The sequence below is a fragment of the Thermosulfuriphilus sp. genome (genome assembly GCF_054026695.1).
Map to the genome: position 1 here is coordinate 1 of NZ_JBPMLP010000007.1, position 23,547 is coordinate 23,547.

Genomic DNA, 23,547 nt, shown 5'->3' on the forward strand with positions numbered 1-23,547 from the left:
CCTGTGTACCCAGTGCCATTCCACTACCACCCAAAAAGCTAAGAAACCTTCAGCCCCTGTCCGCAGCAAACACCAACCGGCTGAAGATGGTGACTGCCTGGCCTGCCATCTTGGCCATGTCTCCCAAGAAAAACCCCTTTTGGCCAAGGAAGAGGGAAGCCTCTGTCTCTCCTGCCATCAAAGGATCAAGACCGGCCCTGTGGCCCATCCCCCCACTTCTCAGGGCAGATGCCTCAATTGCCATCTTCCTCACGAGGCTGCAGAGCCAAAGCTTTTGGTAGGTAAGGAAAAGGAGTTATGCTTTTCCTGCCACCAAAAAACAGCCAAAGAAGAAAATTTTTTTAGTCTTCACACCCCTTTTGGCAGTGGGCGCTGTTCGAACTGTCACAATCCCCACTACGCCCAAAAGCGGCATCTTTTACCAGAAGATGCCAACAAGCAATGCCTTTCATGCCACGAAAAACAGATCCAAGAGCTCAAAGGTCAAAAGATGCATGCCCCCTTTGGCCGAAAAGAGTGCCTCACCTGTCATGATGCCCACGCTGCTGAATACGCTTTTCAAATCAAAAAGCCTCTAGATACCATCTGCTATGAATGCCATAGCCAAGTTGGTCGCTCAGTCCGACGAGAGGCCGTAGTCCACCCTCCGGCAGAAAAGGGAAACTGCCAGCAATGTCATCGCCCTCATGGGGGGAAACGGCCCTGGTATCTCCGGGAGGATCTCAAAGATCTTTGTCTAGCCTGCCACCAAGACATATCCAGTTTTTGGCAGCAGGGAGTGGCTCATCCCCCGGCAGAAGAAGATCAGGGGTGCCTTATCTGTCATCAAAGTCACGCCGGTCCACGAAAGGCCTTACTCAAGGCCCCTTCGGGGACAATCTGTCTTAACTGCCATCAGATAGACCAGGAACTAATTACGGCCCACAATGACATCTCTCCCTCACCAGAATCTTGTACATCTTGTCACAATCCCCATGGAGCCCCAGATGAACGGATGCTCTGGCCTGTAGAGCATTCCCCTTTTGAGAAGGGACAATGTGCTCCGTGTCATGGAGGTGGCCGATGATTCGCTGGTGGATATTAAGCCTGATAATCATTCTATTTCCATATTCTGGGCTAAATGCCCAGGAGGTCTGTTTCAAATGTCATTCCCAAAAGCCTTTTCTTAAAGGGCGCCCCCATAGGCCCGTGGCTGCTGGAAAATGTGACCAATGTCATCTACCCCATGTCTCCCGTTATAAAGGTCTTCTAAAGGAACCTGCTCCAGGGCTTTGTTTTTCATGTCATGCAGAGCTCAAAAAGACCTTGGCCACCTCCGAGATCGTCCATCCCCCCGTCGCCAAGGGCTCTTGTCTTCGTTGCCATGAGGCCCATGCCTCGGCTCAAAAAGGCCTTCTTAACAAAGAGGCTAAGACGGTCTGCCTAAACTGCCACAAAGATCTGCGTCAGAAATTTAAAATCTCCCACCAACCATTTGCCCAGGGAAAGTGTTTATCTTGTCATGAGGCACACGCCTCTTCCGATCGTCGTCTCTTAAAAAAGACAGGGGCTGACCTTTGTCTCTCCTGCCATAAAGAAAGCTCTCGTCTGTCCCAAAGCCATCAAGGTAGGAGCTTTAAGAAGATGGATTGTCTTTCATGTCACAATCCCCATGGTAGTGACCGCAAAAATCTCATCCGAGAAAAAGGACACCCACCTTATGAAGAAAATGACTGCCAAGTCTGCCACCAACAGGGACCAAAGGGGGCTGAACTCTGCTTCTCCTGCCATAAAGACCGAAAGAAAAGCTTTGAGTACACCCATAATCATCTCCTGGGGGGCATCAAGGATAACCCCTGCTTGGTCTGTCACAGTCCTCATGTCTCCGACGCCAAGGCCCTTCTGAGGGATACTCCGGGAAGACTCTGTCAGGAGTGTCATCCAGAAACATCTAAACAAAAGGAAAAAAGCCTCTATGTCCACCCGCAGTGGGGTAAGTGCCTTGATTGTCATGTGGGCCACGGCTCAAACCATCCCGCCATGCTAAATGGCGATGGCAATGCCGCCTGCATCCAGTGTCATGAGACCCAAGGTGAGTTTACCCATCCTGTGGGAGAAAAGGTCATTGATCCCCGTAACGGACAGCCTGTTACTTGTGTTACCTGCCATGATCCGATGGGAACCAACTTTAAATACAATTTAAGATTGAGTGGAGAGGCGACCCTATGTCTAGAATGCCACAAAAACTATTAGTCATTGGTCTCTTCGTAAGCATTTTAACTGTTTGGGGAGATCAGGTAGGGGCTGTTTCCTTTAAACTAAAAGCCTCTTTAGAGAAAGACAGTAATGGAGTATCCCTTCACTATCCCCTGGCCCTTTACTTTGATCAATCTTCAGGGCGTCTTTACGTTACAGATACTGGAAATAATCGTTTGGTCTCTTATGATCGTAGCTGGAACCCCCTCAAGGAGTTTGACGCCGCCGGTCAGCTTAAGGGACCGTTGGCCATGGTAAGAGACAAAGGGGGGAGCCTCTGGGTGGTGGAAAGACCACTTAATAGCCTTACCTTTATCGATCTTAAGGCCCAACGTCTTAAAAGACACCAGCTTTCTTACCAAGGACAAACAGTCTTGGTCGATAGACTTTTAGTCTGGAAAAAGAATCTGGTCGTCCTTGATCGAGCTACAGGTCAAGCCCTCTTGCTCGGAGACACCTTGAAGATTATTCGCTCTGTAAGGCCCAAAAATAAAGATTTCAAGGGTTTTTTCGATATTAAGATCAAAGGGGATTGGCTCTGGGGGCTTGAAAATATCAGTGGCCGGATTTATGGCCTCAACCTGAAAACAGGAGAAGAAAGAATTATTACCCCTGAGAAGAAGTTTTCTCTTCCTGTGGCCATTGAAATCGATAAAGAGATGAATTTTTACATCTTAGATCGTTACTTAAAGAAGGTTTTTGTTTTTGACAAAAAGGGTCGTTTTCGCTACTCCTTTCTCGAAGAAGGAGCAACGCCGGGGCATTTAAGTTATCCGTGGCAACTACTCTTTGTGGGTAATGACTTATTGGTTTTGGATGAAGGAAACGGTCGTATAGACATCTGGGGACACTAATTTTGAGTAAGGCTAGGACGTTTTTTATAGCCATAGCCCTTTTGGGTCTGATGTTTTTTCCATTTTCCTTAGCCTTTGCCCGAGTTTCGGGTATATGTTCTAACTGTCACACCATGCACTATTCCCAAGGAGGTACGGCCCTCAGCCAGTGGGGTAGTTCTGGCCCTTATAAGGCTCTCTTAACCAACGACTGCCTTGGGTGCCATACTGGCCTTAACAACGGAGCCAATAAAACACCCTATGTACTTTCTACCAGCGCCCCTACCTACGGAAATACAGGGACTGAAGCTAATACCAATACCTTGGCCGGAGGTAATTTCTACTGGGTTAGTATTGATGATGCCTGCGGGCACAACGTTGCTGGCGTAGCCGGAGTAGATGCTACCCTAGGGACTACTCCTCCAGGGGGAACTGACCTTGGCCAGCAACTTAGCTGTGCCGGCCAGTATGGTTGTCATGGTGACCGGACGGTAGCCAGTGATGTAGAGAGCCTTCTGGGGGCCCATCATACCGATGACTCCACTATTGATGGAACTACTGTAGGTAAAAGTTATCGTTTCCTAAAAGGCATTGTGGGCTATGAGGACTCTGATTGGGAATATCAGCCCACCGCGGTCGCCCACAACCAATATAAGGGGAGAGATCGAACCGCCGAGACTGATGTTGACTCTACTACTATTAGCGCCCTATGCGGTCAGTGCCATGGAGACTTTCACGCCGGCACTAATATCAGTAATGGCACCTGGGGATCTCCCTGGCTCAGACACCCTACAGATTATGATCTTGGGAACACCTCTCTGAACTCAGAGTATCGAAACTATCCGGGCAATTATGGCTCAGGAGTGGGAACCTATTCTGTGATTGCTCCAGTAGCTAGTGAAGATGTCTCCACCGTTAAATCTACCGTCAACTTCAACAAGGATACGATCGTCACCTGTATTTCTTGTCATCGAGCCCACGGTACTCCCTACAAAAAAATCCTGCGTTGGAATTATCAGGGTTGGCCAGGAGGGACTTCTATCAATGGATGCAATGCCTGCCACACGGCAAAAGACTAAGCCTTTGAGGTGGGGAGTTTTTCTCCTGGCTGGGGTAGCCATCTTCGGTTTGGTGGCCTTGGCATTTGCTGGAGATTATCTCAACTCTGCCCATGGAAACGCCTCTTCAGGCGTCAAACGGACCCAACGGACAGATACTTATACCCAGGGAAACTGCGGCCATTGTCATGAACAGCACGGAGTAATCAATGGCTCCTCAAATAGCGGTCCCTTTCCTTTTGACCTTTTTAAAAATTTCTTCAACACATCTGCTACTACTGGCCCCTATACCCAGAATGACAACTTCTGTTTCTCTTGCCACGGTTCTCCGTCTCTCCAGGCCAATGGTATAATTAACAATGATTATGCGCAGACCTTTGGAGGCTACACCACTCAGGGGCCAGCTACCATCTTGGAGGCCTTTAACCAGACTTCTTATCACAATCTCTATGATATCTGGAACTTTGCCAGGACTAACTTCTCTTCTTTCTTTAAGGATCAGTCAAATCCTTGTGTGGCCTGCCACAATCCTCACTTAGCCAAACGGATTAAGGCTAACCCCACTAATCCGGCAGCCGCAACCGCTGTCTCCCGGCCGACAGACCATGGCACCCTTTGGGGAGATGGGACAGGTGAAAAAATGTCTGATTTTTCTTCAGGAAAGTATCAGGCTCCCCTACACTATTCCTCTGGATATGAACCAGGAGGAAGTAGCACCTATAATGGTTCTAACCTGCCAGATTACACCACTTTCTGTACTGATTGTCATAATTCTAGCAATACCATCTATAGCACGACCCTGGGGCGCAATCTCCGCCCTATAGATTGGATTAGCCAAGGTGGAGAAAGTGGTCCTGGAGACAAACATGGTCTTAATGCCGCTACTGATGCCATCAGTATGAATTCTCCCTTTGCCTCGGCCCCTATCGGAATATCCATTGGTTTTGTCCTCTCCTGTCTTGATTGTCATGAGCCCCATGGCTCCGCCAATCCTTTCCTCATAAGAAGAGAGGTAAACGGAGTCGTGGTAACCATTAATGACCCTTATAGTAAGGATATGGGCAATCTCTGTCGGGCCTGCCACATGGATGACAAAGCAGCAGGATATTCTTCTACAGCCAATCGTTGGGAGTATATCCACCACAAAGCAAGCGATCGCCCTTATGCCCAGTTTCAATGTATATGGTGTCACAGTAGTGGAGGAGTCTCTAACTGCCTTAACTGTCATATGCATGGGAAAGACGACAGTTGGGCCGGTAGTAGGGCCACGGGTAGAATATGCTTCTGAGAGGTCTGCTGTTTTTACTGATCTATTTTTCCCTTTGGGGATCGGCGTCTGCCGCCCGGATTAATGTCTTTCTTAATATCGTAGCTCCTCCTCCAGAAGAGGTAAGCTTCCGGATAAAAAATCTCTATCTTATCAAATCAAGTGGCCAGAAAATCCCTCTCTCTGAAGGGGGAAGTCGGGTCTTTTCAACGGCCAATTTTGCTCAAGAATTTTTGGCAGCCAAGAATATCTCTCCAGGAGAATATCAAGGGCTTATTTTAGAGATAAGTGATACCTGTCTAGGAGAAGAGCATCTTGATTCTCCGGCCGCTCCCTTAAAGATAAGAATTCCTTTCCGGATCAGGGGCAAAGAGAGCCTTTCTCTTTTTGTCTTCTGGAATGTCAGGGATTCCCTTCAAGGAAGAAGCTTTATTCCTCAATTCTATGGTCGTCTCCAAGGGCGTCCCTTACGAGACGAGACCCTTTATGTTACTTGCGATGACATAGACACTCTTTTTGCCATCAGGGCTGATACCAACCAAGTAGTGGCATCTTTGGGGCTCGAAGGAGGGCCCAAAGACCTTGCCATCTCCCTTACCGGAGATCGTCTCTATATTGTAGCCTCTAAGGCCAAAGCCTTAAATGTTGTTGAGCTCTCAACCTTCAGAACAATTGATACCTTTTTTCTCCCGTTAGCCATAAGCCCTCAATTTATAGCCCTACTAGGGGGAAACCAAGCAGTAGTTACTGATCCACAGGCTCACTACCTTCTTCTGATTAACCTTGTCTCCGGAGGGCTTATTTCCTCGAGACGTTTGGGATATCAGCCCTCAGAAATCCTCTATTGGGAGGAAAAGGGACAGATTTTTGTCTCCTCCCCAGCGGATCAGGTAGTCTACATCCTTAATGCAGATCTCTCCCAGGGGGGGAAACTCACTGGCATTATGGATCCTCGAGGGCTCTGGATAAAAGATGGACGACTTTATGTTGCGGAATACCGGCCAGGCACAGTCAGTGTTTTTAATCTAGACAATGGCGAACTGGTAGGCCGCATTCGTAGTGGTCGGGGAACAATTAGAGTTTCTGGATCTGGTAGCCGATTATATATAAGTAACGAGGAGGAGGGGACAATAGGTGTTATCTCCCCAGGGCAACTTACCATCTCCAAGAAAATCCGGGTAAAGGGTTCTCCTTTTACCATGGCCACCTATAAACAGAGAAGATGGCTGTATGTGGCTGATCGGCGTAACAAAGGAATAATTGTTATCGACATAACTTCAGAGAAACCTGTTGGCAGGATAATTTTAGGCGGAAAACCTTTTGGAATGATTGTAAATCAGTAAACAATGAAAGACAAACACCAAAAGAAAAACATCGATAAAGTCCTATTTTTAGTGGTATTCCTAAGTTTGGTATTTCTTCCCGGTCTGGCCCAGGCCGCCAGATGTCGCCAATGTCATCCATTGGAGGATCAATACAATTCCTCTGTCCATCCTCCCTTTATTGAGGACCGTTGTGATGTGTGCCACGGTCAAGATAGGCCGAAGGAAGGCAACCAAACTATTAATACCAAGAACGTAAAGTGGTTTCTGGAAAGATATCAGCCGGGGGGAACAGCTTATATCCTTTTGCCTGGTCGGCTAAGGAGATATGATCTGATCTTTGAATCAAAGGATCCTCTTTTCCAAAAACGTCTTAGCCTTAGTTCCTTACCTGATGCCCCTAGAGGCCCCAAACCCAACATATTAGAGGCCAAGTTGTGTGGGCTAGAGCATGGCCCCTGGTGGGAGGCCAAGATTTGTGTCAAGACTGACATCCCTACTGAAGCGGAGATAAATTGCCAAGATGTTCAGGGATTCAGCGAGGGAGATTTTTTTACCTATCAGGTGATCTCCCTCACCGGTCTAAAGGATGGGAAGACCTACCAATGTCTGCTTACGGTAAGGGACCTATATGGTCAAAGTAGTCAGACCAAGATCTCCTTCAGGGTTGGTCACCCCTTTGCTCTTCCTTCTCCCCCAAAGGCCCATATTATCTCTGTAGAGATCTACCAAACAGCTGATGAGGAACCCCTTCTGGCGGTTAAGAGTGATGGAGCCCTTAGTTGGCATCTGGGGACAGTCCCAAAACAGACCGCCTCAAAGAATAATTCTTCTGCCGGCCACCATAAAAACCTTAATCCTCCAGTAGTCGCCGGGCTTGATGCCTGTTTTAAATGTCATGATTCCCATAGCCTCGGAGCAACACACCCGGTAAATGTCCATCTCCGCCAAGGGATGCTCGCTGAGGGGATTCCGGTCTTCAACGGAGTAGTCACTTGTGCCAGTTGTCACAATCCTCACTCCGCCAAGGAACCCTATCTTCTTCGCAAACGAGGCCGTAGCCTCTGCCTTTCTTGCCATGGTCAACGCTATCGCTAAAATTTAACGAGGGGCCTAAAAATGCCAACCAAAACAGTGCATAAGAGAAAAAAGCTCAATCTAAGTGTTAAACGAGATCTTCAGCTCTGGATTCTAAGTCGAATCGTATTTGTAGTGGCAGTCTCCATATCCATCGCTCTGTTGATTATGTATTTCTTCAGCCATAAAAGGATCGATGAATCATTCTACCAGGCCCACATTACTATCAGGCGAGTCAGTGACCTACTTCTTCCAGTTATTCTGGCCTCAGGGGGAGTCTGTCTGGGAGCCGGAATACTCTTCGCCATATTCTTCCCTCAACAGATTGCAGGTCCTATCTACAGGATTGAGGAAGACCTCAAGAATGTAGCTCAGGGTAATTTCTCTCAGGTATTTCGATTGAGGCGAGGAGATCGCTTCCATTCTCTAGCCGAAGCTGCCAACCAAGCCCTGGATCGAGTAAGAAAAGAACTCAAACAAATCCAAGGAGATCTTGAACTCATCGACCAAGATCTTGAACAAGGTCGAATTGAAAGGATCCAGGAGCGGGTTAATCAGATTCAAGAAAGGATCAAGGCCCTTAAGGTATAAGGGCCTTCCTTATCTGGCCGACCAGATAAAGAGAGCCGCACACGAGAAGGCCCCCTGAGGGGGAGAGGTTTGCTTGGGCAAGTCTTAAAGCCTTTAAAGGATTTTCTTCCAGGAAGACCTGTTTTTCAGAGACAATAGACGGCAAAGCCATCTTCCAGATCTTAAGGGATACTGGTTTGCGGGGCCCTTGAGGCACAGTAATAACTATTTTTGAGGCGATTTCTGCTAAAACTTTAAGCATCTTAAAATATGGTTTATCGCCCCCTTCATCAGTGGCTCCAAACAGAAGAACCAGATCCCTAGAGAATCCCTGGGCCAGGATTTCTTGTTTCAAGGCCCGGATACCATCGAGGTTATGGGCCCCATCGAGGATAATCCTTCGCCCTTTATTTTCGACAATTTCGAATCTGCCAGGCCAGCAAGCTCTCTCTAGGCCTTTCTTCACCCCTAAAGGACTTACATTTTCATACCCCTTCTCTTTAAGGAGATGGATGGCCGCCAGGGCCAAAGATGCATTTCTAAACTGATACCTGCCTTTAAGCCCCAAATTCAGAGGCCCTAGTCGAGAAACACCCAAATCGGGGAAAGAAAAATAAAGGCGTTTCCGGCCCCAGGCCCTAAAATCACATCCAGCCACGTAAAGTCTAGCCTTAGAGGCCTGAGCACAAGAGGCGATCTCCTCAAGGGCGGCTCCCCTGGCCCCCGTTATCACTGAAGAGCCTTCTTTGATGATTCCGGCCTTGTCTCTGGCGATCTTTCGCTTATTGTTTCCAAGGTAGGCCTGATGATCCAGCCCTACATTGGTAATTATACAAAGGACAGGCCGGACGATATTAGTGGCATCATAAGTGCCTCCCAGGCCACACTCCACCACCGCCAGCTCGACTTCCATATCCGCAAACCACCTGAAGGCCAAAGCCGTGGTCAACTCAAAATAAGTGGCCTTGTAGCCGGAAGCAATAAGTCTATGTAGTTCCCCCATAATCCGGGCAAAACTATCTGGAGAGATCTCCCGGCCATTGATTCGAAAACGTTCCCTTACCGAAAAAAGATGGGGAGAGGAATAAAAACCCACTCTATAGCCAGATTCCTGAAGCATTCGGGCCAGCATGGCCCCGGTAGATCCCTTACCATTGGTCCCAGCAATGTGGATCACCGGATAAGAAAGATGCGGGTTGCGAAGAGCCTTACAGAGAGCGGTAATACGCTCCAGACCTAGTTTCATCCCATGAAACTGAAATGAATTAAGAAAAGAGCAGGCCTGTTCAAAGGTCATGGGGCCAGGCGTTCTAATTTGACGTATTTAAGATGAAGGGTCTTGGTTCCGGCCGCCTCAAAATTAACGATTACCTTATCTTGATCGGCCATTCCTCTCACCTGACCGGCCCCAAAGACAGGGTGTTTGACCCATTCTCCCGGCTGGAAGGCCGGAGCAGAGGCTTCCAAAAACGGTGGGCTCTCTTTCAAAACAGCCGGCTGCCTCTCGGAGAGATCATGCCAATTGCGGCTCAGTTTGGCTGGCAATTCGACCAGAAAGCGAGATGGTTTAGCAATGGTTCGTCCCTCTCCTGGGATATAAATGGTTCCCGGATAGGTAAGGAAAAGACGTTCTCGGGCCCTGGTTACCGCCACATAGAAAAGCCGACGTTCTTCTTCAAGATCTTCTTCTCGGGAAAGGGAATAGCCCGAAGGGAAACGGCCTTCGACGAGCGAGATGACAAAGACCGTATGCCATTCAAGCCCCTTGGCAGAATGAATAGTCGAGAGCACGAGACATTCTTTATCAGTCTCGTAAGGCTCTACGGCGGCCACGCTGGCCTCAGGGGGTTCAAGGGCAAGATCTGCTAAAAAATCTTCCAGAGTCTCGTAACGGCCTACAATGGAGAGGAGATGTTCGAGATCCTTCTCTCGTTTGGGATAATCATCATGATAGACTCGAGAGAGAATTGGCAGATAATATTCGGACAAAATCTCTAACTGTTCCTCTGGCGAAAAGCCCTTTTGGGCCATGGCCGTAAGGGTTCGGGAAAGACGCAAAATTCCTTCTCGAATGGCGGCCTTAGCCGGATATCCGGCCAAAGCCTCGATGGGCTCAGAGCTGTAGCGGAGGTAGTTAATGATCTGCTGACTGGTTTTAGGCCCCACCCCCTCGATAAGGAGAAGGATTCTGTTCCAGGAAAGCATATCTAGGGGGTTAAGGATCACCCTCAGATGGGCAATGACATCTTTTATGTGGGCTGTCTCGATAAGTTTCATTCCCCCATGTTTGACAAAGGGTAGATCCCGCTTAGCCAGCTCCAACTCAAGATCAAAGGAGTGATAGCTTGAGCGAAAGAGAACAGCAATATCAGAGAGGTCAATCCCTTCTTCCCGAAGCTCCAGGATCCTCTGGGCGACAAAGCGACTCTGTTCAGCCTCATCCCGTCCCCTAAAAACAACGGGAGGTTCGCCCCCAGAATTTTTGGTAAAAAGACATTTGGTGTATTTTTCCTTGGCCTTGGCGATTACAGCGTTCGCCAAATCAAGAATGGGCTGGGTGCTTCGATAATTCTCCTCCAGTTTGATTATCTTGGCCCCGGGAAACAGCCTGGGGAACTCGAGAATATTGCGAAAGTTAGCCCCCCGAAAAGAATAGATGGACTGGGAATCATCCCCTACAACCATAACATTCTCGTGGCCTTCGGCCATAAAACGTACGATTTCAGCCTGAAGAAAATTGGTATCCTGATACTCATCCACCATAATGAAACGAAACCGTTCGGCAACAGCCTCCCGTACTTGAGGAAATTCAACCAGAATTCGCCGCCAGTAGACAAGAAGATCATCATAGTCTAGTAGCTGATGTTCCAGTTTATATTGGACGTAATGGCGGAAAAGGCGGGCCAGATCTTCCACATCGCCTAGAAGATGAGGGTATTCGGCCTCGATGATCTCTCCTAGACTCAGCATTTTGTTGACAGCCTTACTGAAGATGGCGGCAATGGTCTCCTTCTTCGGGAAACGACGCCCCCGTTCGGAAAATCCCAAGGCATTTCTCAAGAGATTAATGGCATCCTCGGCATCCCCTCGATCCAGAATAGTAAAGTGCCGCGATAGACCCAAAAGACCGCCGTATTCACGAAGCATAAGGTGGGAGAGGCTGTGAAAGGTACCCCCAATAACCTCCTCACAGCGGCCCTCAGAAAGAAGGGCCGCCGCCCGACGGAGCATTTCAGTGGCCGCTTTCCGAGTGAAGGTAAGGAGGAGGATATTCTCCGGGGCAACACCCTCTTCCACCAGCCGGGCCATCCTGTAGACCAAAGTCCTAGTCTTCCCTGAACCGGCCCCGGCAATCACCAAAAGCGGGCCATAAAGGGTGGTTACGGCCTCGTATTGGGCCGGATTAAGGAGGTTTTCGTAATCAATCCTGGCCTTCATGGCGGCCCCAAACTAACACGCCTCTCAAAAAGCAGCAACCAGAGGGAAAGGCTCAAGATGGACAGTCCCCAGCCAAGACGAGGTTATCTCGATGAATAATCTCCGGGGGAGACGTTTTTAGACCCAAACGTCGACAGACCTCGGAACTTCGACAACCGAGAATCTTTCTTATCTCCGCGGCTGAATAATTGCTAAGGCCAAGGGCCACCCTTCGTCCCTGTTCATCACGACATTCAACACAAGCTCCCCGAGGAAACTCTCCACTTACGGCTTTGACCCCAACGGGAAGCAGACTGGCCCCTTCCTCTTCTAAAGCCTTACGGGCCCCAGAATCAATGACGATTACTCCAGATGGCTTAAGATTATAGGCAATCCAGTACTGGCGGCTAGATAGCCTGCGTCTGGAGGGGGCAAAAAAGGTTCCTATATCCTCGCCGGCAAATATCCTCTCCAATATTCCGGGGATCCGGCCACCGGCAATAATCATAGGAACCCCAGCCGAGGTAACCATCCGAGCCGCCCGAATTTTGGTCCCCATACCCCCCCGGCCAAGCCTTCCTGGTCTGTCCCCGGCCATCTCGACAATCCTCTGGTCTATTTTTTCAACTAAGGGAACCGGCCGGGCTTGGGGCGAGAGACGGGGATCCTGATCATAAAGGGCCTCTACATCAGAAAGACATATCAGAAGATCTGCTCCGATAAGATTAACTGTCAGGGCCGCTAGGGTGTCGTTGTCGCCAAACTGGATCTCTTCCACTGCCACGGTGTCGTTTTCGTTGACAATAGGGATTATCTTCCAGTCAAAAAGAACCTCAAGGGTATTCCGGGCATTTAAAAAGCGGTGCCGACTTTCTAGATCCTCGCGGGTGAGCAGGATCTGGGCCACCTTTTGATCATATCGCTCAAAGGCCTCTTCGTAGGCCTCGATAAGGCCACTTTGACCGATGGCCGCCAAGGCCTGCTTCTCAGGAAGACTACGGCCGTGAAAACCCATCTTCCGACGTCCACAGGCTATGGCCCCTGAGGAGACCAAGGCAACCTCATAGCCCTGACGGACAAAACGTGAAATTTCGGCCGAAAGATTGTCTATTACTTGGCGGTTAAGACCGGCCTCAGCGGTAATAACCGCACTGCCCACCTTAACCACCAAGCGCTTTACAATCTTAAGATATTTAAGTCTCAACTCTCTACTCATACGAGGGCCTCCCGGTCTTCTTTTATTTCCTTAAGGATCCGGTAAAGGCCAGAAGTAAGCTCTTTAAGACCTTCTCCGGTAGCCGCAGAGACCAGAAAGACCGGATAGCCTTCTTTTCTCAATTTTTCAATTATGGAGGCCAAGACCTGTCTTTCGAAAATAAGATCAATTTTATTCAGAGCCACAGCCTGAGGTCTTTTGAGAAGACTAGACTGATAAGAGGCCAGCTCCTTTCTGACAACCTCAAGGTCCTCAAGGACCTCTTCTCCCCGGCTGGCATCAAGGACGTAGAGGATTATTTTGGTTCGTTCAATGTGCCTTAAAAAATCAAGCCCTAGCCCTACTCCTTTATGGGCCCCTTCGATCAAACCGGGGATGTCGGCAACAACAAAGCTCTCGCCTTCATCAAGGCTGACCACTCCCAGAACAGGGTAAAGGGTTGTAAAGGGATAATCGGCAATCTTGGGACGGGCTGCTGATAACCGAGCAAGAAGGCTTGATTTTCCAACGTTGGGAAGGCCCACAAGGCCAACGTCGGCAATGAGTTTTAGCTCAAGGAGGAGATCTTTTTCTTCCCCCGCCTCACCTGGTTCGGCAAATCGGGGAGCCTGCTTGGCGGGCGTGGGAAAAGGAGCACTTCCACAGCCGCCCCTCCCCCCGCCCCCCTCGCCCCCCTCTGGCAGCCACCCAGGACTGACCAGGTCGGGTAAAATCCTTAAGGACAACCCCGGTTTCCGAATCTTTGACCACCGTCCCTACAGGAACATGAACAATAAGATCCTCACCGTTGGCCCCAGTCTGCCTCTTACCCCGACCATGTTGACCAGGGCGGGCCTTAAAGACCGCCCGGTGACGGAAGTCGTAAAGGGTCTGGAGCTGTTCAGTGGCCACTAAAATGACATCTCCCCCCTTACCTCCATCTCCCCCATCTGGCCCTCCTTTAGGGACATACTTTTCCCGTCTGAAACTCACACAGCCATCTCCACCACGGCCGGCCTTAACCTTGATCTTTACCTGATCTACAAAGCGCATCGTCTCTAACGCCTAGACCCTTTGGCTTCAAAAAGCTGACAGGAAACCCCGGAACTCTTAAAAACCAGCTGACTCGGAGGACCAGCGGCCTTAAAACCAAAGGCCCGACAACCATGGGGGAAACGAGGATCCCAGGTCAGATAATAGTGACGACATTTAAGACAGCGACCTGTAGCCTGAGTTGGATCCTTTTTCCCAGCCATCTCCAAACTAAAATGGCCGCCCGAAGGCGGCCATTTGATCTCAACCTCCCAAGGACATTACCTAGGCTGCCCGTTCCTGGATCTTCTGAAGATACTGCTCCATGGGGTAAACACTTACTACTCGGCGTCCACGATAACTCTCGAAGGTAACCACTCCATCTATTTTGGCAAACAGGGTAAAATCACGCCCCATACCGACGTTGAATCCTGGGTGGAATTTGGTCCCCACCTGACGGACGAGGATATTGCCGGCCTTGACATACTGGCCACCGAAACGTTTGACCCCTCGACGTTTGCTCTCGCTATCCCGACCATTGCGGCTGCTGCCACCTGCCTTTTTGTGGGCCATAGTCTGCCTCCTAGCCTAAGATGATCTCTTCTATCTTCAGGGCTGTATAGGGCTGGCGGTGCCCGTATTTCTTCTTGTAATTTTTACGCCTTTTTTTCTTAAAGACAACCACCTTTGGATGCCGCCCTTGTTCAAGAATGGTAGCCTTGATCCGAACGGATTCCAGCAGAGGCTGACCAATCTTTACCTCTTCACCTTCGGCTACCAGAAGGATCTCCGTAAGCTCAACACTTTCGCCAACCTCGCCAGGGAGCTTCTCTACCTTGATCACCTCGCCTGGAGCAACTTTATACTGTTTACCACCTGTGCGGACAATGGCGTACATGGACACAAACCTCCCAGGAAAAATCGCGGGCATAAAATAACATGGAAAGCTCCCCTGTCAAGGAAAAGGCTCTATTGATTGATCTTGTCTCCCTTTATGTAAGGGGTAAAAACGTCAGCAGCATGCCTCAAGGCGCACATGTCTCCACACATCGAACAGCCCTGCCCTCCAATAGAACGCCTTTCTTCAACCAAACGTCGAGCATCCTGGGCAAAGAGCATGTTGTCAAACTGGCGTCCCCAGCGGAGATCTCGTCGATCCTTGCTGATCTGTTTGTCGACTAGATCCGCCCGGCCACGCAGTTTGACCACATCGCCAGCGTGGGCTGCCAAACGGGCCACCTTGACTCCAATGGCGACATCCTCCTCGTTGGGTAGGGCCAAATGTTCAGCGGGGGTAATGTAGCAGATGAGGTCTGCCCCATACATGGCCGAATGGGCTGCTCCGATGGCAGCGGTGACGTGGTCCCAAGCCGCCCCCACATCGGTGGGCAATGGTCCCAGCATATAATAAGGAGCCTCCCCAGACATCCGCTTCTGGACGACGATATTGGGACCAATCTCATCAAGAGGAACGTGACCTGGACCTTCAACCATCACCTGACAGCCGGCCTCCCGGGCCATCTCCGCCAACTCACAGTTGATAATCAATTCCGCCATCTGGGCTCGATCTAAAGAATCATGGATAGCGCCAGCCCGGATCCCATTGCCTAAAGAAAGCACGGTGTCGTAGCGACGAAGTATAGAGACCACCCGATCAAACTGTTCATAGAGAGGGTTCTCTCGACCGTGTTCCAACATCCATTGAACCATCAAGGTCCCACCTTTGGAACAAAGCCCACCGTAGCGGTATCCCTGGCGTTTGAGTCTTTCAAGGCTCCAGAGGTTTATGCCACAGTGGATGGCCATAAAGGCAATCCCATCGGCACACTGTCTTTCAATAAGTTCAAAGAGTTCCTCGGGATCAAGCCGAAGAGGAGAACCATATTTCCTGGCAGCCTCACAGAAGGCCTGATAAAGAGGAACATTACCCACCGGAAGCGAAACTTCTTTTAGAATTTCCTGACGAATGCGGTCAAGATCTCCGGCCGCTGAAAGCTCCATCAAGGTATCAGCCCCGGTGGCCTCCGCAATCCGGGCCTTGCGGCGCTCAAGCTCAAGATCGCAGACCTCGCTGGAGGTACCAATAGAGGCATTGATCTTTGTCCTCAGACCTTTACCGATTCCTACCACCTTTTTTTCATTAAAACGCCCCTTCAAGATGACAACCTTGCCTTCGGCCACCAGACGCCGAAGCTCTTCTATGGATACCCCCTCTTCATGGGCAACGGCCTCCATCTCCGGAGTGATCCTCCCCTCGCGGGCTATCTCTAACTGGGTAGGCATAGTCAACTCCTTTCCTCGGCTGGAATCTATAAGTGGGGCAAGATTATCGCTCGATCCAGGTCAAGACAAGGGGAAAGGCCTGAAAGAGATACCTTAGACCCACTGTCAAGACGACCAACATCAGGCCAAGTTTTATAGGACGCTCGGGGATATAGCGTTGGGCCCGGGCCCCGAGATAGGTTCCTAAAAGGCCTCCTAGGCCAAAAAGGGCTGCCAAAAGCCAGTCAGGTCTTGTCTGGGGGCCGGAGGAGGGGCCAAAGGTATAAAAGATCACCCCGGCAATAGAGCTCATCAGGGTAGTAAAAAGAGAGGCCGAGGCTACAGCATAGACCGGAACCTTAAGCACGGCCACACAGAAAGGAGAAAGGATGGCCCCACCCCCTATTCCGTAAGCCCCACCGATAAGCCCCACCACCAAGGAGATTAAAAAAAGCGGACGCGGATCAAGGCTGTAGGTCTTCTGACCGTACTCAAAGACAATTCTCGAAAGGCCCATATGGACGGTCTCTACGCTGGTCACCGGGCCACGGTCCCCTGGCCCCCTTAGAAGATCACTTAAGAGCCGGCCAGCCAGATAAAGGAGGACTCCTCCAACCAAGGCCTTAAAACGGCGGGGATCGGGAAGATAAAAGACCCTGAGCAGATAGCCCCCAAACATTCCTGGGACCGTACCCGAGGTCATCACTAAGGCTAAAGGCCAGTTCATTCGCCCCTCTTTTATATAACGCCAGAGGGCCCCGGGAATGGCCCAAAGATTGTAGAGTAGATTGGTAGCCGAGACCGCCGGACTTACATAATTGAGGACACTCATCTGAAAGGGCAAAAGCAAAAAGGCCCCGGTAATCCCGGCCATAGCCCCAAAGAAACCCAGAAAAAACGTCACTAAAGGGGGCAAAAATATCCAAGTGGTTACTCCGCTAGCGGCAAAGGTGATCTGGAATAATTCAGGAATCATCGCCCCCTTCCTGAAGGCCTTCAGGTCTCTGAGAAAAAGGGGCCCTAATGGGCACAGGGAGAAGTATCTCCCAGAATCTTGGCCACTGCATGCTCTAGAGCCGGGAGGATCACCCTAAGAGATTCCTCTGCCGCCTTGGGGCTTCCGGGAAGATTGATGATCAGGGTCCGGCCGCGTACTCCAGCAATGGCCCGAGAGAGCATGGCCCGGGGAGTGGCCTTAAGACCTTCGGCTCTCATGGCCTCTGGTATCCCCGGGATCTCCCGTTCTATAGCGGCCCTGGTAGCCTCAGGAGTGACGTCCCGAGGAGAAAGCCCCGTGCCCCCACTGGTGACAATCAGGGCCAGAGCCTTTTGATCAGCCCAGTCAACCAGTTTGTTGACAATGACCTCATACTCATCGGGAATAATCCGTTCGGCCACAACATTAAAACCGGCTTCCTTAAGACAGACCCTAATCAAAGGAAGACAGGTGTCTTCGGCCTGACCAGAGGATCGAGAGTCACTGATAATCAGAATCCCAGCAGAATATCGCCCGGCAGGCATCTACTTCTTCTCCTTTTCCTGCTCCTCTTTGGCGGCGGCAATGATCTTTTCGGCCAGCGTCGGCGGGACCTCTTCGTAGTGAGAAAAACGCATGGTGAACCGCCCCCGACCACCGGTAATAGCGTTTAGATCCAGAGCATACTTCTGGACTTCCATCAGAGGAACCTGAGCCTTGATAACCTGGCAACCATCTTTGGCGTCCATTCCCAGGACCCGCCCCCGGCGGGCATTGAGGTCTCCGATGACATCTCCCATGTAGGCATCAGGAACAGTGATTTCAAGCTCCATAATGGGCTCCAAGATCACCGGATTGGCCTCTGAAACCCCCTTCTTGAAGCACATGATAGCCGCAATCTTGAAGGCCATCTCTGAGGAATCAACCTCGTGGGACTTACCATCATAGAAACGAACCTTGACATCCACCACAGGAAAACCCGCCAAGGGACCCCTCTCCATGGCCTCGCGAATGCCTTTTTCTACCGCCGGGACAAAGTTTCGAGGTACATTCATTCCTACCAGGGCCTCTTCAAACTCAAACCCCTCTCCACGAGGCAAAGGGGAGATATCGAAGTGGACTTCAGCAAACTGCCCCCGACCACCAGTCTGTTTCTTGTGGCGATAGATAACCCCCTTTTTGGCAGATTTGATGGTCTCCCGGAAGGGAATCTTGGGCAGAGAAAGATCCACATCCACACCATACTTTCTCTTAAGCTTTTCTACGGTGGCCTCGATGTGGATCTGCCCCAGTCCCGAGAGAAGAAGCTCCCTGGTCTCTTCATCTCGAGAAACTTGGATCGTGGGGTCTTCTTCCTGAAGTTTGGAAAGGGCCCCTGCAATCTTTTCCTCATCTTGCCTAGTCTTTGGATGAACGGCATAGGTTATTACCGGATAGGGCATCTCCGGCATAGGATAGATTATTGGGGCCTTGGGATCGCAAAGGGTATGTCCCGTCCTAGTTTCAGAAAGCTTGGCCAGGGCGATAATCATCCCCGGGCCGGCCTGCGAGACCTGTTTCTGCCCCTTACCCTCCGGGATAAAGACATTGCTGTAACGCTCCTGGAAATCTTTATTTGCATTTAGAAGAGTGCCATCGGGCCGAAGGACACCAGAGTAGATCCGGGCCAGAGAAAGCCTCCCAGCATAAGGGTCAATCGTAGTCTTAAAGACAAAGGCCGAAATCGGGGCCTCGGGGGATGGAGGACGTTCTTCCTCCTGGCCAGAGGCCGGATTCTTTCCCTTAAGCAAACCGCGATCCTCGGGCGAGGCCATAAAGGAAACCAAAAGATCAAGAAGGAGTTGAAGTCCTATGTTTCTGAGAGCCGAACCGCAACAGACCGGAACAAAGGCCCCCGAGGTAATCCCTGCCTTTAGGCCAGCGGCTATCTCTTCGGCTGTAAGGTCCTCTCCTTCAAGAAATTTTTCCAGGAGAACATCATCACTTTCGGCAGCAAATTCAATGAGGTTAGCCCGGAGCTCCTCTGCCCGGTCCTTGAGGTCACCAGGGATATCAACCACCTGAAACTTGCCCGATTCATCATCAGGATAAACCAAGGCCTTATAGGAGATGAGGTCAACGATGCCCTTAAATCCTGCCTCCTTACCAATAGGAAGAGCCACTGGAACCGTCCTTACACCAAAGGTATTACCAGCGGCTTCAAGGGCTTTGTCAAAGTCGGCCCTTTCTCGATCCATCTTATTGACGAAAAGGACACAAGGAAGCCCAAACTCTTTGACCAAGGCAAAGGCCTTCTCAGCCTGAACCTTGACAGGATCAGTGGCATCGATGACAAAGACGGCATTGTCCGCTACCCTGGCCGCCAGACGAGCCTCGGCCTGGAAGTTGTCCTCTCCTGGGGTGTCCAGCAGAAAAAGCTGGTGTTTCTTCCAATCAAGATGATGCACTGCCGTGGAGATGGTGATCTTGCGTTTCTGCTCCTCGGGCTCGTAATCTAGGATACTCGTAGCCTCATCAACCTTACCCAGCCGCTTGGTTACCCCGGCCAAAAAGAGCATGGCCTCAGCCAGTTGAGTTTTTCCGGCACCGCTTTGGGCAAGAAAGACGAAATTGCGGACCTTACCGACCTCCATAGGCGCCCCCTTTTACTGGGAATCTATTTCAGGCACCATAATGAATTGAAATTCAGGCGTCAAGGACAATGAAACGATGACATTAAAGACTAAGGTTGCTATATTCCGTGATTTGATCATTCTCAACACTATCCTGCTGAAAAGGAGGTCACGTTGAGTCCGTCGGAGTTACCCAAGGCTTACGATTTTCGAGGAGTGGAGGAGAAATGGTATCGCTATTGGGAAGAAAAGGGGTTCTTCAAACCCAGTCTTGATGAGAAGCGCCCCCGCTTCTCAATCGTTATCCCTCCGCCCAATGTCACTGGTTCCCTTCATATTGGCCACGCCCTCAACAACACCATTCAGGACATCCTGGTGCGTTATAAACGCATGGACGGCTATGATACCCTCTGGGTGCCAGGGACGGATCATGCCGGTATTGCCACCCAAAATGTAGTCGAACGCCAGCTAGCCAAAGAAGGGTTAAGCCGCCATGATTTAGGGCGAGAAGAATTTTTAAAACGGGTCTGGCAGTGGAAAGAACAGTACGGCCACAGAATCATCGAGCAACTAAAACGTCTGGGGTGCTCCTGCGACTGGAGCCGGCTTCGGTTTACCATGGATGAAGGCCTCTCTCGGGCCGTTCGCGAGGTCTTCTGCCGCCTCTATGAAGAAGGTCTCATTTATCGAGGCGACTATATCATCAACTGGTGTCCTCGATGCCTTACAGCCCTGGCCGACATTGAAGTGGAGTTTGAATCCCTCAAGGGACATCTCTGGTATATAAGATATCCTCTAATTGATACCCAAGGGGCCATTGTTGTGGCCACCACTAGGCCAGAAACCATGCTTGGAGACACGGCTGTAGCGGTTAATCCTGAAGACGAGCGTTTCCGGGGCTTTATCGGTTGCAAGATTAGGTTGCCAATACTTGACCGAGAAATACCTATTATTGCTGACCCGGCAGTGGATCCAGATTTCGGCACAGGAGCGGTCAAGATCACTCCGGCCCATGACTTCAACGACTTTGAAATCGCCCAGCGGCACCAGCTACCAGCCGTTAAGGTCATCGACGACCACGGCCGGATGACCGAAGCCGCCGGCCCCTATGCCGGCCTTGACCGTTATGAGTGCCGAAGACGCCTGCTTATGGATCTAAAAGACCAGGGATTTCTAGAAAAAGAAGAGGCCTATGAACACATGGTGGGCCATTGCTATCGTTGCAAGACGGTAGTCGAACCCCTTTTGTCCAAGCAGTGGTTTATCAAGATAAAACCTTTAGCCACTCCGGCCACGGCCGCTGTCGAATATGAACAAACCAGAATCATCCCCTCCATGTGGCTCAACACCTACTTTGACTGGATGCGCAACATCCGTGATTGGTGCATCAGTCGACAGATCTGGTGGGGCCATAGGATTCCAGCCTGGGAATGCCTGGCCTGCGGAGAGATGATCGTCTCCAGGGAAGATCCCTCAACCTGCCCCCGTTGTGGCCACAAAGAGCTTCGTCAGGAGACCGACGTTCTTGACACTTGGTTTTCTTCGGCTCTTTGGCCCTTCTCTACCTTGGGCTGGCCAGAGAAGACCAAAGATCTCCGGCTTTTCTACCCCACCAGCGTCTTGGTGACCAGTTTTGACATCCTCTTTTTCTGGGTAGCCCGGATGATGATGATGGGAATCCACTTTATGGGAACCGTCCCCTTTGGCGATGTCTACCTTCATGCCCTCATCCGGGACGAACAGGGCCAGAAGATGAGTAAGTCTAAGGGCAATGTAATCGACCCCCTGGTGGTGATGGAAAAATATGGCACTGATGCCTTTCGCTTTACCTTGGCCGCTTTGGCTGCCCAAGGAAGGGATATTCGCCTGTCTGAGGCCAGGATTGAGGGATATCGCCATTTCATAAACAAGATCTGGAACGCTTCCCGCTTTGTCCTCTTGAATTTAAAGGGTTTTTCTCCCTGTAAACTCAGCCCTCAACAGTTGAGCCTTCCCTCGGCCTGGATCCTCTCCCGGCTTGAAAGGGTCAAGGCCCGGGTCAGGAAGGCCCTTGAGGCCTATGAGTTCGATCAGGCTGCCCTGGCCCTTTATCACTTCTTCTGGCACGAGTTCTGTGACTGGTATCTGGAGATGAGCAAGGGACCACTTTCTGAAGAAGGGCCAGCTCGCCAGGAGGCCCAGAACGTTCTTCTTAAAGTTCTCGAGACTTCCCTAAGGCTCCTGCATCCTTTTATTCCCTTTGTGACCGAAGAACTCTGGCACCATCTCCCAGGCCGTGAAGAATCCATCATGATTGCTCCTTATCCTCGGACAGATCAGGCCTTTGTCAATGAAGAGGCCGAGGCCAAGATCGAAAGAATCAAAGCGATCATTACGGCCATAAGAAGTATCCGGGCCGACTGCGGCATCCATCCTTCAGCCTGGATTCAGGCCATCATTAAGGCCGAAAAAGAAGAACATCAAAGACTCTTTGCGGAGTTTTCCGAAATCATCAAATCCCTGTCCCGGGTAAAAGAGCTGGTCCTTTGGAAGACCGGACAAAGACCTAAAGGGGCAGCGGCAGCCATCCTTGAAGAGACAGAGATCTTTGTCCCCCTTGAAGGATTGGTCGACATAGAGGCCGAGCTCAAGAAACTTAAACGAGAGAAGGAAAAGATCCTCAAGGATCTGGCCAAATCGGAGAAGAAGCTGGCCAATCAGGACTTCTTATCCCGGGCTCCCAAAGAGATCGTGGCCAAAGAAAAGGATCGTCTGGCCGCCTTTAAAGAACGGCTTGAACGGATTGAGAAAAACATCGTTCTCCTTAAGGAGGCCGAGAGCTAAAGGTGGAGCAACCCGCCCCTGTCCTTTTTAAAGAACTGGTCTCCCAGGCCCTCAAGGAAGATCTTGGCCACGGAGATGTAACCACTATGGCCCTGATCCCCCCAGACCAAGAGGGGAAGGCCATCATCAGAGCCAAGGCCCCTCTGGTGGTCTGCGGCCTTGGTGTGGCCAGGGAGGTCTTTTGGCAGGTAGACAGTAGCCTTGAGGTCTCAGGCCCTGTCCGGGAGGGGGAGGAAGTGGTCGAGGGGGAAGGAATCCTTGAGATCCAGGGGAAGATTGCCTCCATTCTTATGGCCGAACGGGTGGCCCTTAATTTCCTGCAACACCTCTCCGGTGTGGCCACCCTTACCAGAAGGTTTGTAGAGAAAGTAAAAGGGCTTCCAGTAAGAATAGTTGATACCCGAAAAACTCTCCCCGGGTTTCGGATCCTGGAGAAACACGCCGTTCGGGTCGGTGGTGGGCACAACCATCGCTTTGGACTCTCTGATGGAGTCCTTATCAAAGACAACCACATCAAGGCCTGTGGCTCGGTAAAGAAGGCTTTGGAACAGGCCTGCAAGCGGCTCCCTCACGTCTATCTCATTGAGATAGAGGTAAAAAGTCTTCGGGAGCTAGAAGAAGCCATTGAGGCCCAGGCTCCAGCCATCCTTCTGGATAATATGGACCTTGATACCCTTAGGAAGGCGGTCTCCTTAGTCAGAAAAAGGGCCCCGGGGACCATCCTTGAGGCCTCAGGTGGAGTGGACCTTGAAAATGTCCGGGCCATTGCCGAGACCGGAGTAGACATCATCTCGATCGGGGCTTTGACCCATTCGGCCCCGGCAGTGGACCTGAGCCTTAAGATTGTTTGATCTCCAGGATGAGATCA

At 50.7% G+C, this 23,547-nt stretch carries 22 protein-coding genes; 10 read left to right on the forward strand and 12 right to left on the reverse strand.

The window, feature by feature from the left end; genetic code table 11:
• The 8 genes from ACXJJX_RS00980 to ACXJJX_RS01015 form a co-directional block, all read left to right on the forward strand.
• Positions 1-1,066 (forward strand): cytochrome c3 family protein (locus ACXJJX_RS00980; protein WP_456430994.1); only part of this gene is annotated, 1,066 nt, incomplete at its 5' end.
• On the forward strand, positions 1,063-2,232 hold the full coding sequence (locus tag ACXJJX_RS00985) for a cytochrome c3 family protein (RefSeq protein ID WP_456430996.1): 1,170 nt from the start codon (positions 1,063-1,065) through the stop codon (positions 2,230-2,232). The genes ACXJJX_RS00980 and ACXJJX_RS00985, both read left to right, overlap by 4 nt.
• On the forward strand, positions 2,205-3,089 hold the full coding sequence (locus tag ACXJJX_RS00990; RefSeq protein WP_456430998.1) for an NHL repeat-containing protein: 885 nt from the start codon (positions 2,205-2,207) through the stop codon (positions 3,087-3,089). The genes ACXJJX_RS00985 and ACXJJX_RS00990 overlap by 28 nt, the downstream gene beginning before the upstream one ends.
• 50 nt (positions 3,090-3,139) lie before the next feature.
• A complete protein-coding gene (locus tag ACXJJX_RS00995) occupies positions 3,140-4,147 on the forward strand; it encodes a cytochrome c3 family protein (RefSeq protein ID WP_456431000.1) in 1,008 nt (335 codons plus the stop codon).
• Positions 4,122-5,414, forward strand: coding sequence for a cytochrome c3 family protein (locus ACXJJX_RS01000; RefSeq protein ID WP_456431002.1), 1,293 nt, complete (start codon positions 4,122-4,124; stop codon positions 5,412-5,414). The genes ACXJJX_RS00995 and ACXJJX_RS01000 overlap by 26 nt, the downstream gene beginning before the upstream one ends.
• On the forward strand, positions 5,405-6,736 hold the full coding sequence (locus tag ACXJJX_RS01005) for a YncE family protein (protein ID WP_456431004.1): 1,332 nt from the start codon (positions 5,405-5,407) through the stop codon (positions 6,734-6,736). The genes ACXJJX_RS01000 and ACXJJX_RS01005 overlap by 10 nt, the downstream gene beginning before the upstream one ends.
• A 66-nt stretch (positions 6,737-6,802) precedes the next feature.
• Positions 6,803-7,813, forward strand: a complete 1,011-nt coding sequence (locus ACXJJX_RS01010; RefSeq protein ID WP_456431006.1) for a cytochrome c3 family protein — start codon at positions 6,803-6,805, stop codon at positions 7,811-7,813.
• 21 nt (positions 7,814-7,834) lie between these two features.
• A complete protein-coding gene (locus ACXJJX_RS01015) occupies positions 7,835-8,383 on the forward strand; it encodes a methyl-accepting chemotaxis protein (protein WP_456431008.1) in 549 nt (182 codons plus the stop codon).
• Here the strand turns inward: ACXJJX_RS01015 and ACXJJX_RS01020 are convergent.
• From ACXJJX_RS01020 to fusA, 12 genes are all read right to left on the reverse strand, one after another.
• Positions 8,373-9,659, reverse strand: coding sequence for a bifunctional folylpolyglutamate synthase/dihydrofolate synthase (locus ACXJJX_RS01020; protein WP_456431010.1), 1,287 nt, complete (start codon positions 9,657-9,659; stop codon positions 8,373-8,375). The two genes, ACXJJX_RS01015 and ACXJJX_RS01020, sit on opposite strands and share 11 nt — an antisense overlap.
• Positions 9,656-11,800 carry a DUF3553 domain-containing protein gene (locus ACXJJX_RS01025; RefSeq protein ID WP_456431012.1) on the reverse strand — a complete coding sequence of 715 codons (2,145 nt, stop codon included), beginning with the start codon at positions 11,798-11,800 and terminating at the stop codon, positions 9,656-9,658. Before ACXJJX_RS01025 ends, ACXJJX_RS01020 begins: the two co-directional genes overlap by 4 nt.
• Positions 11,801-11,852: 52 nt before the next feature.
• Positions 11,853-12,983 carry a glutamate 5-kinase gene (gene proB, locus ACXJJX_RS01030; RefSeq protein WP_456431112.1) on the reverse strand — a complete coding sequence of 377 codons (1,131 nt, stop codon included), beginning with the start codon at positions 12,981-12,983 and terminating at the stop codon, positions 11,853-11,855.
• An 8-nt stretch (positions 12,984-12,991) separates the two neighbouring features.
• Entirely contained in the window at positions 12,992-13,696 is a 705-nt protein-coding gene (locus tag ACXJJX_RS01035) for an Obg family GTPase (protein WP_456431114.1), read from the reverse strand.
• Entirely contained in the window at positions 13,578-14,027 is a 450-nt protein-coding gene (locus ACXJJX_RS01040; protein WP_456431014.1) for an Obg family protein, read from the reverse strand. Before ACXJJX_RS01040 ends, ACXJJX_RS01035 begins: the two co-directional genes overlap by 119 nt.
• A gap of 5 nt (positions 14,028-14,032) precedes the next feature.
• Complete coding sequence (locus ACXJJX_RS01045; RefSeq protein ID WP_456431016.1) at positions 14,033-14,230, reverse strand: uracil-DNA glycosylase; 198 nt, start codon at positions 14,228-14,230, stop codon at positions 14,033-14,035.
• A 61-nt stretch (positions 14,231-14,291) separates the two neighbouring features.
• Complete coding sequence (rpmA, locus tag ACXJJX_RS01050) at positions 14,292-14,579, reverse strand: 50S ribosomal protein L27 (RefSeq protein WP_456431018.1); 288 nt, start codon at positions 14,577-14,579, stop codon at positions 14,292-14,294.
• A 10-nt stretch (positions 14,580-14,589) separates the two neighbouring features.
• On the reverse strand, positions 14,590-14,904 hold the full coding sequence (gene rplU / locus ACXJJX_RS01055; RefSeq protein WP_456431020.1) for a 50S ribosomal protein L21: 315 nt from the start codon (positions 14,902-14,904) through the stop codon (positions 14,590-14,592).
• Positions 14,905-14,975: 71 nt separating this feature from the next.
• On the reverse strand, positions 14,976-16,289 hold the full coding sequence (thiC, locus tag ACXJJX_RS01060) for a phosphomethylpyrimidine synthase ThiC (RefSeq protein ID WP_456431022.1): 1,314 nt from the start codon (positions 16,287-16,289) through the stop codon (positions 14,976-14,978).
• A 43-nt stretch (positions 16,290-16,332) separates the two neighbouring features.
• The gene (locus tag ACXJJX_RS01065; RefSeq protein ID WP_456431024.1) at positions 16,333-17,244 is read right to left on the reverse strand and encodes a sulfite exporter TauE/SafE family protein; all 912 of its coding nucleotides are present in this window, start codon (positions 17,242-17,244) and stop codon (positions 16,333-16,335) included.
• Positions 17,245-17,288: 44 nt separating this feature from the next.
• The gene (locus ACXJJX_RS01070) at positions 17,289-17,789 is read right to left on the reverse strand and encodes a MogA/MoaB family molybdenum cofactor biosynthesis protein (RefSeq protein WP_456431026.1); all 501 of its coding nucleotides are present in this window, start codon (positions 17,787-17,789) and stop codon (positions 17,289-17,291) included.
• Positions 17,790-19,877 carry an elongation factor G gene (fusA, locus tag ACXJJX_RS01075; RefSeq protein WP_456431028.1) on the reverse strand — a complete coding sequence of 696 codons (2,088 nt, stop codon included), beginning with the start codon at positions 19,875-19,877 and terminating at the stop codon, positions 17,790-17,792.
• Positions 19,878-20,030: 153 nt separating this feature from the next.
• Between fusA and ACXJJX_RS01080 the strand changes: the two genes are divergently transcribed.
• Both ACXJJX_RS01080 and nadC read left to right on the forward strand, forming a co-directional pair.
• Positions 20,031-22,679: a valine--tRNA ligase gene (locus ACXJJX_RS01080; RefSeq protein WP_456431030.1), complete on the forward strand. Its 2,649-nt coding sequence runs from the start codon at positions 20,031-20,033 to the stop codon at positions 22,677-22,679.
• Between the two features lie 2 nt (positions 22,680-22,681).
• Positions 22,682-23,530 carry a carboxylating nicotinate-nucleotide diphosphorylase gene (gene nadC / locus ACXJJX_RS01085; RefSeq protein WP_456431032.1) on the forward strand — a complete coding sequence of 283 codons (849 nt, stop codon included), beginning with the start codon at positions 22,682-22,684 and terminating at the stop codon, positions 23,528-23,530.
• The last annotated feature ends 17 nt before the right edge of the window (positions 23,531-23,547 follow it).

Coding starts and splice junctions, on each gene's coding strand:
- ACXJJX_RS00985 (WP_456430996.1), top strand. CDS start 1,063: ATGATTCGCTGGTGGATATTAAGCCTGATAATCATTCTATTTCCATAT.
- ACXJJX_RS00990 (WP_456430998.1), top strand. CDS start 2,205: ATGTCTAGAATGCCACAAAAACTATTAGTCATTGGTCTCTTCGTAAGC.
- ACXJJX_RS00995 (WP_456431000.1), top strand. CDS start 3,140: ATGTTTTTTCCATTTTCCTTAGCCTTTGCCCGAGTTTCGGGTATATGT.
- ACXJJX_RS01000 (WP_456431002.1), top strand. CDS start 4,122: ATGCCTGCCACACGGCAAAAGACTAAGCCTTTGAGGTGGGGAGTTTTT.
- ACXJJX_RS01005 (WP_456431004.1), top strand. CDS start 5,405: ATGCTTCTGAGAGGTCTGCTGTTTTTACTGATCTATTTTTCCCTTTGG.
- ACXJJX_RS01015 (WP_456431008.1), top strand. CDS start 7,835: ATGCCAACCAAAACAGTGCATAAGAGAAAAAAGCTCAATCTAAGTGTT.
- ACXJJX_RS01020 (WP_456431010.1), bottom strand. CDS start 9,659: ATGACCTTTGAACAGGCCTGCTCTTTTCTTAATTCATTTCAGTTTCAT.
- ACXJJX_RS01025 (WP_456431012.1), bottom strand. CDS start 11,800: ATGAAGGCCAGGATTGATTACGAAAACCTCCTTAATCCGGCCCAATAC.
- ACXJJX_RS01040 (WP_456431014.1), bottom strand. CDS start 14,027: ATGCGCTTTGTAGATCAGGTAAAGATCAAGGTTAAGGCCGGCCGTGGT.
- ACXJJX_RS01045 (WP_456431016.1), bottom strand. CDS start 14,230: ATGGCTGGGAAAAAGGATCCAACTCAGGCTACAGGTCGCTGTCTTAAA.
- rpmA (WP_456431018.1), bottom strand. CDS start 14,579: ATGGCCCACAAAAAGGCAGGTGGCAGCAGCCGCAATGGTCGGGATAGC.
- rplU (WP_456431020.1), bottom strand. CDS start 14,904: ATGTACGCCATTGTCCGCACAGGTGGTAAACAGTATAAAGTTGCTCCA.
- thiC (WP_456431022.1), bottom strand. CDS start 16,289: ATGCCTACCCAGTTAGAGATAGCCCGCGAGGGGAGGATCACTCCGGAG.
- ACXJJX_RS01065 (WP_456431024.1), bottom strand. CDS start 17,244: ATGATTCCTGAATTATTCCAGATCACCTTTGCCGCTAGCGGAGTAACC.
- ACXJJX_RS01070 (WP_456431026.1), bottom strand. CDS start 17,789: ATGCCTGCCGGGCGATATTCTGCTGGGATTCTGATTATCAGTGACTCT.
- fusA (WP_456431028.1), bottom strand. CDS start 19,877: ATGGAGGTCGGTAAGGTCCGCAATTTCGTCTTTCTTGCCCAAAGCGGT.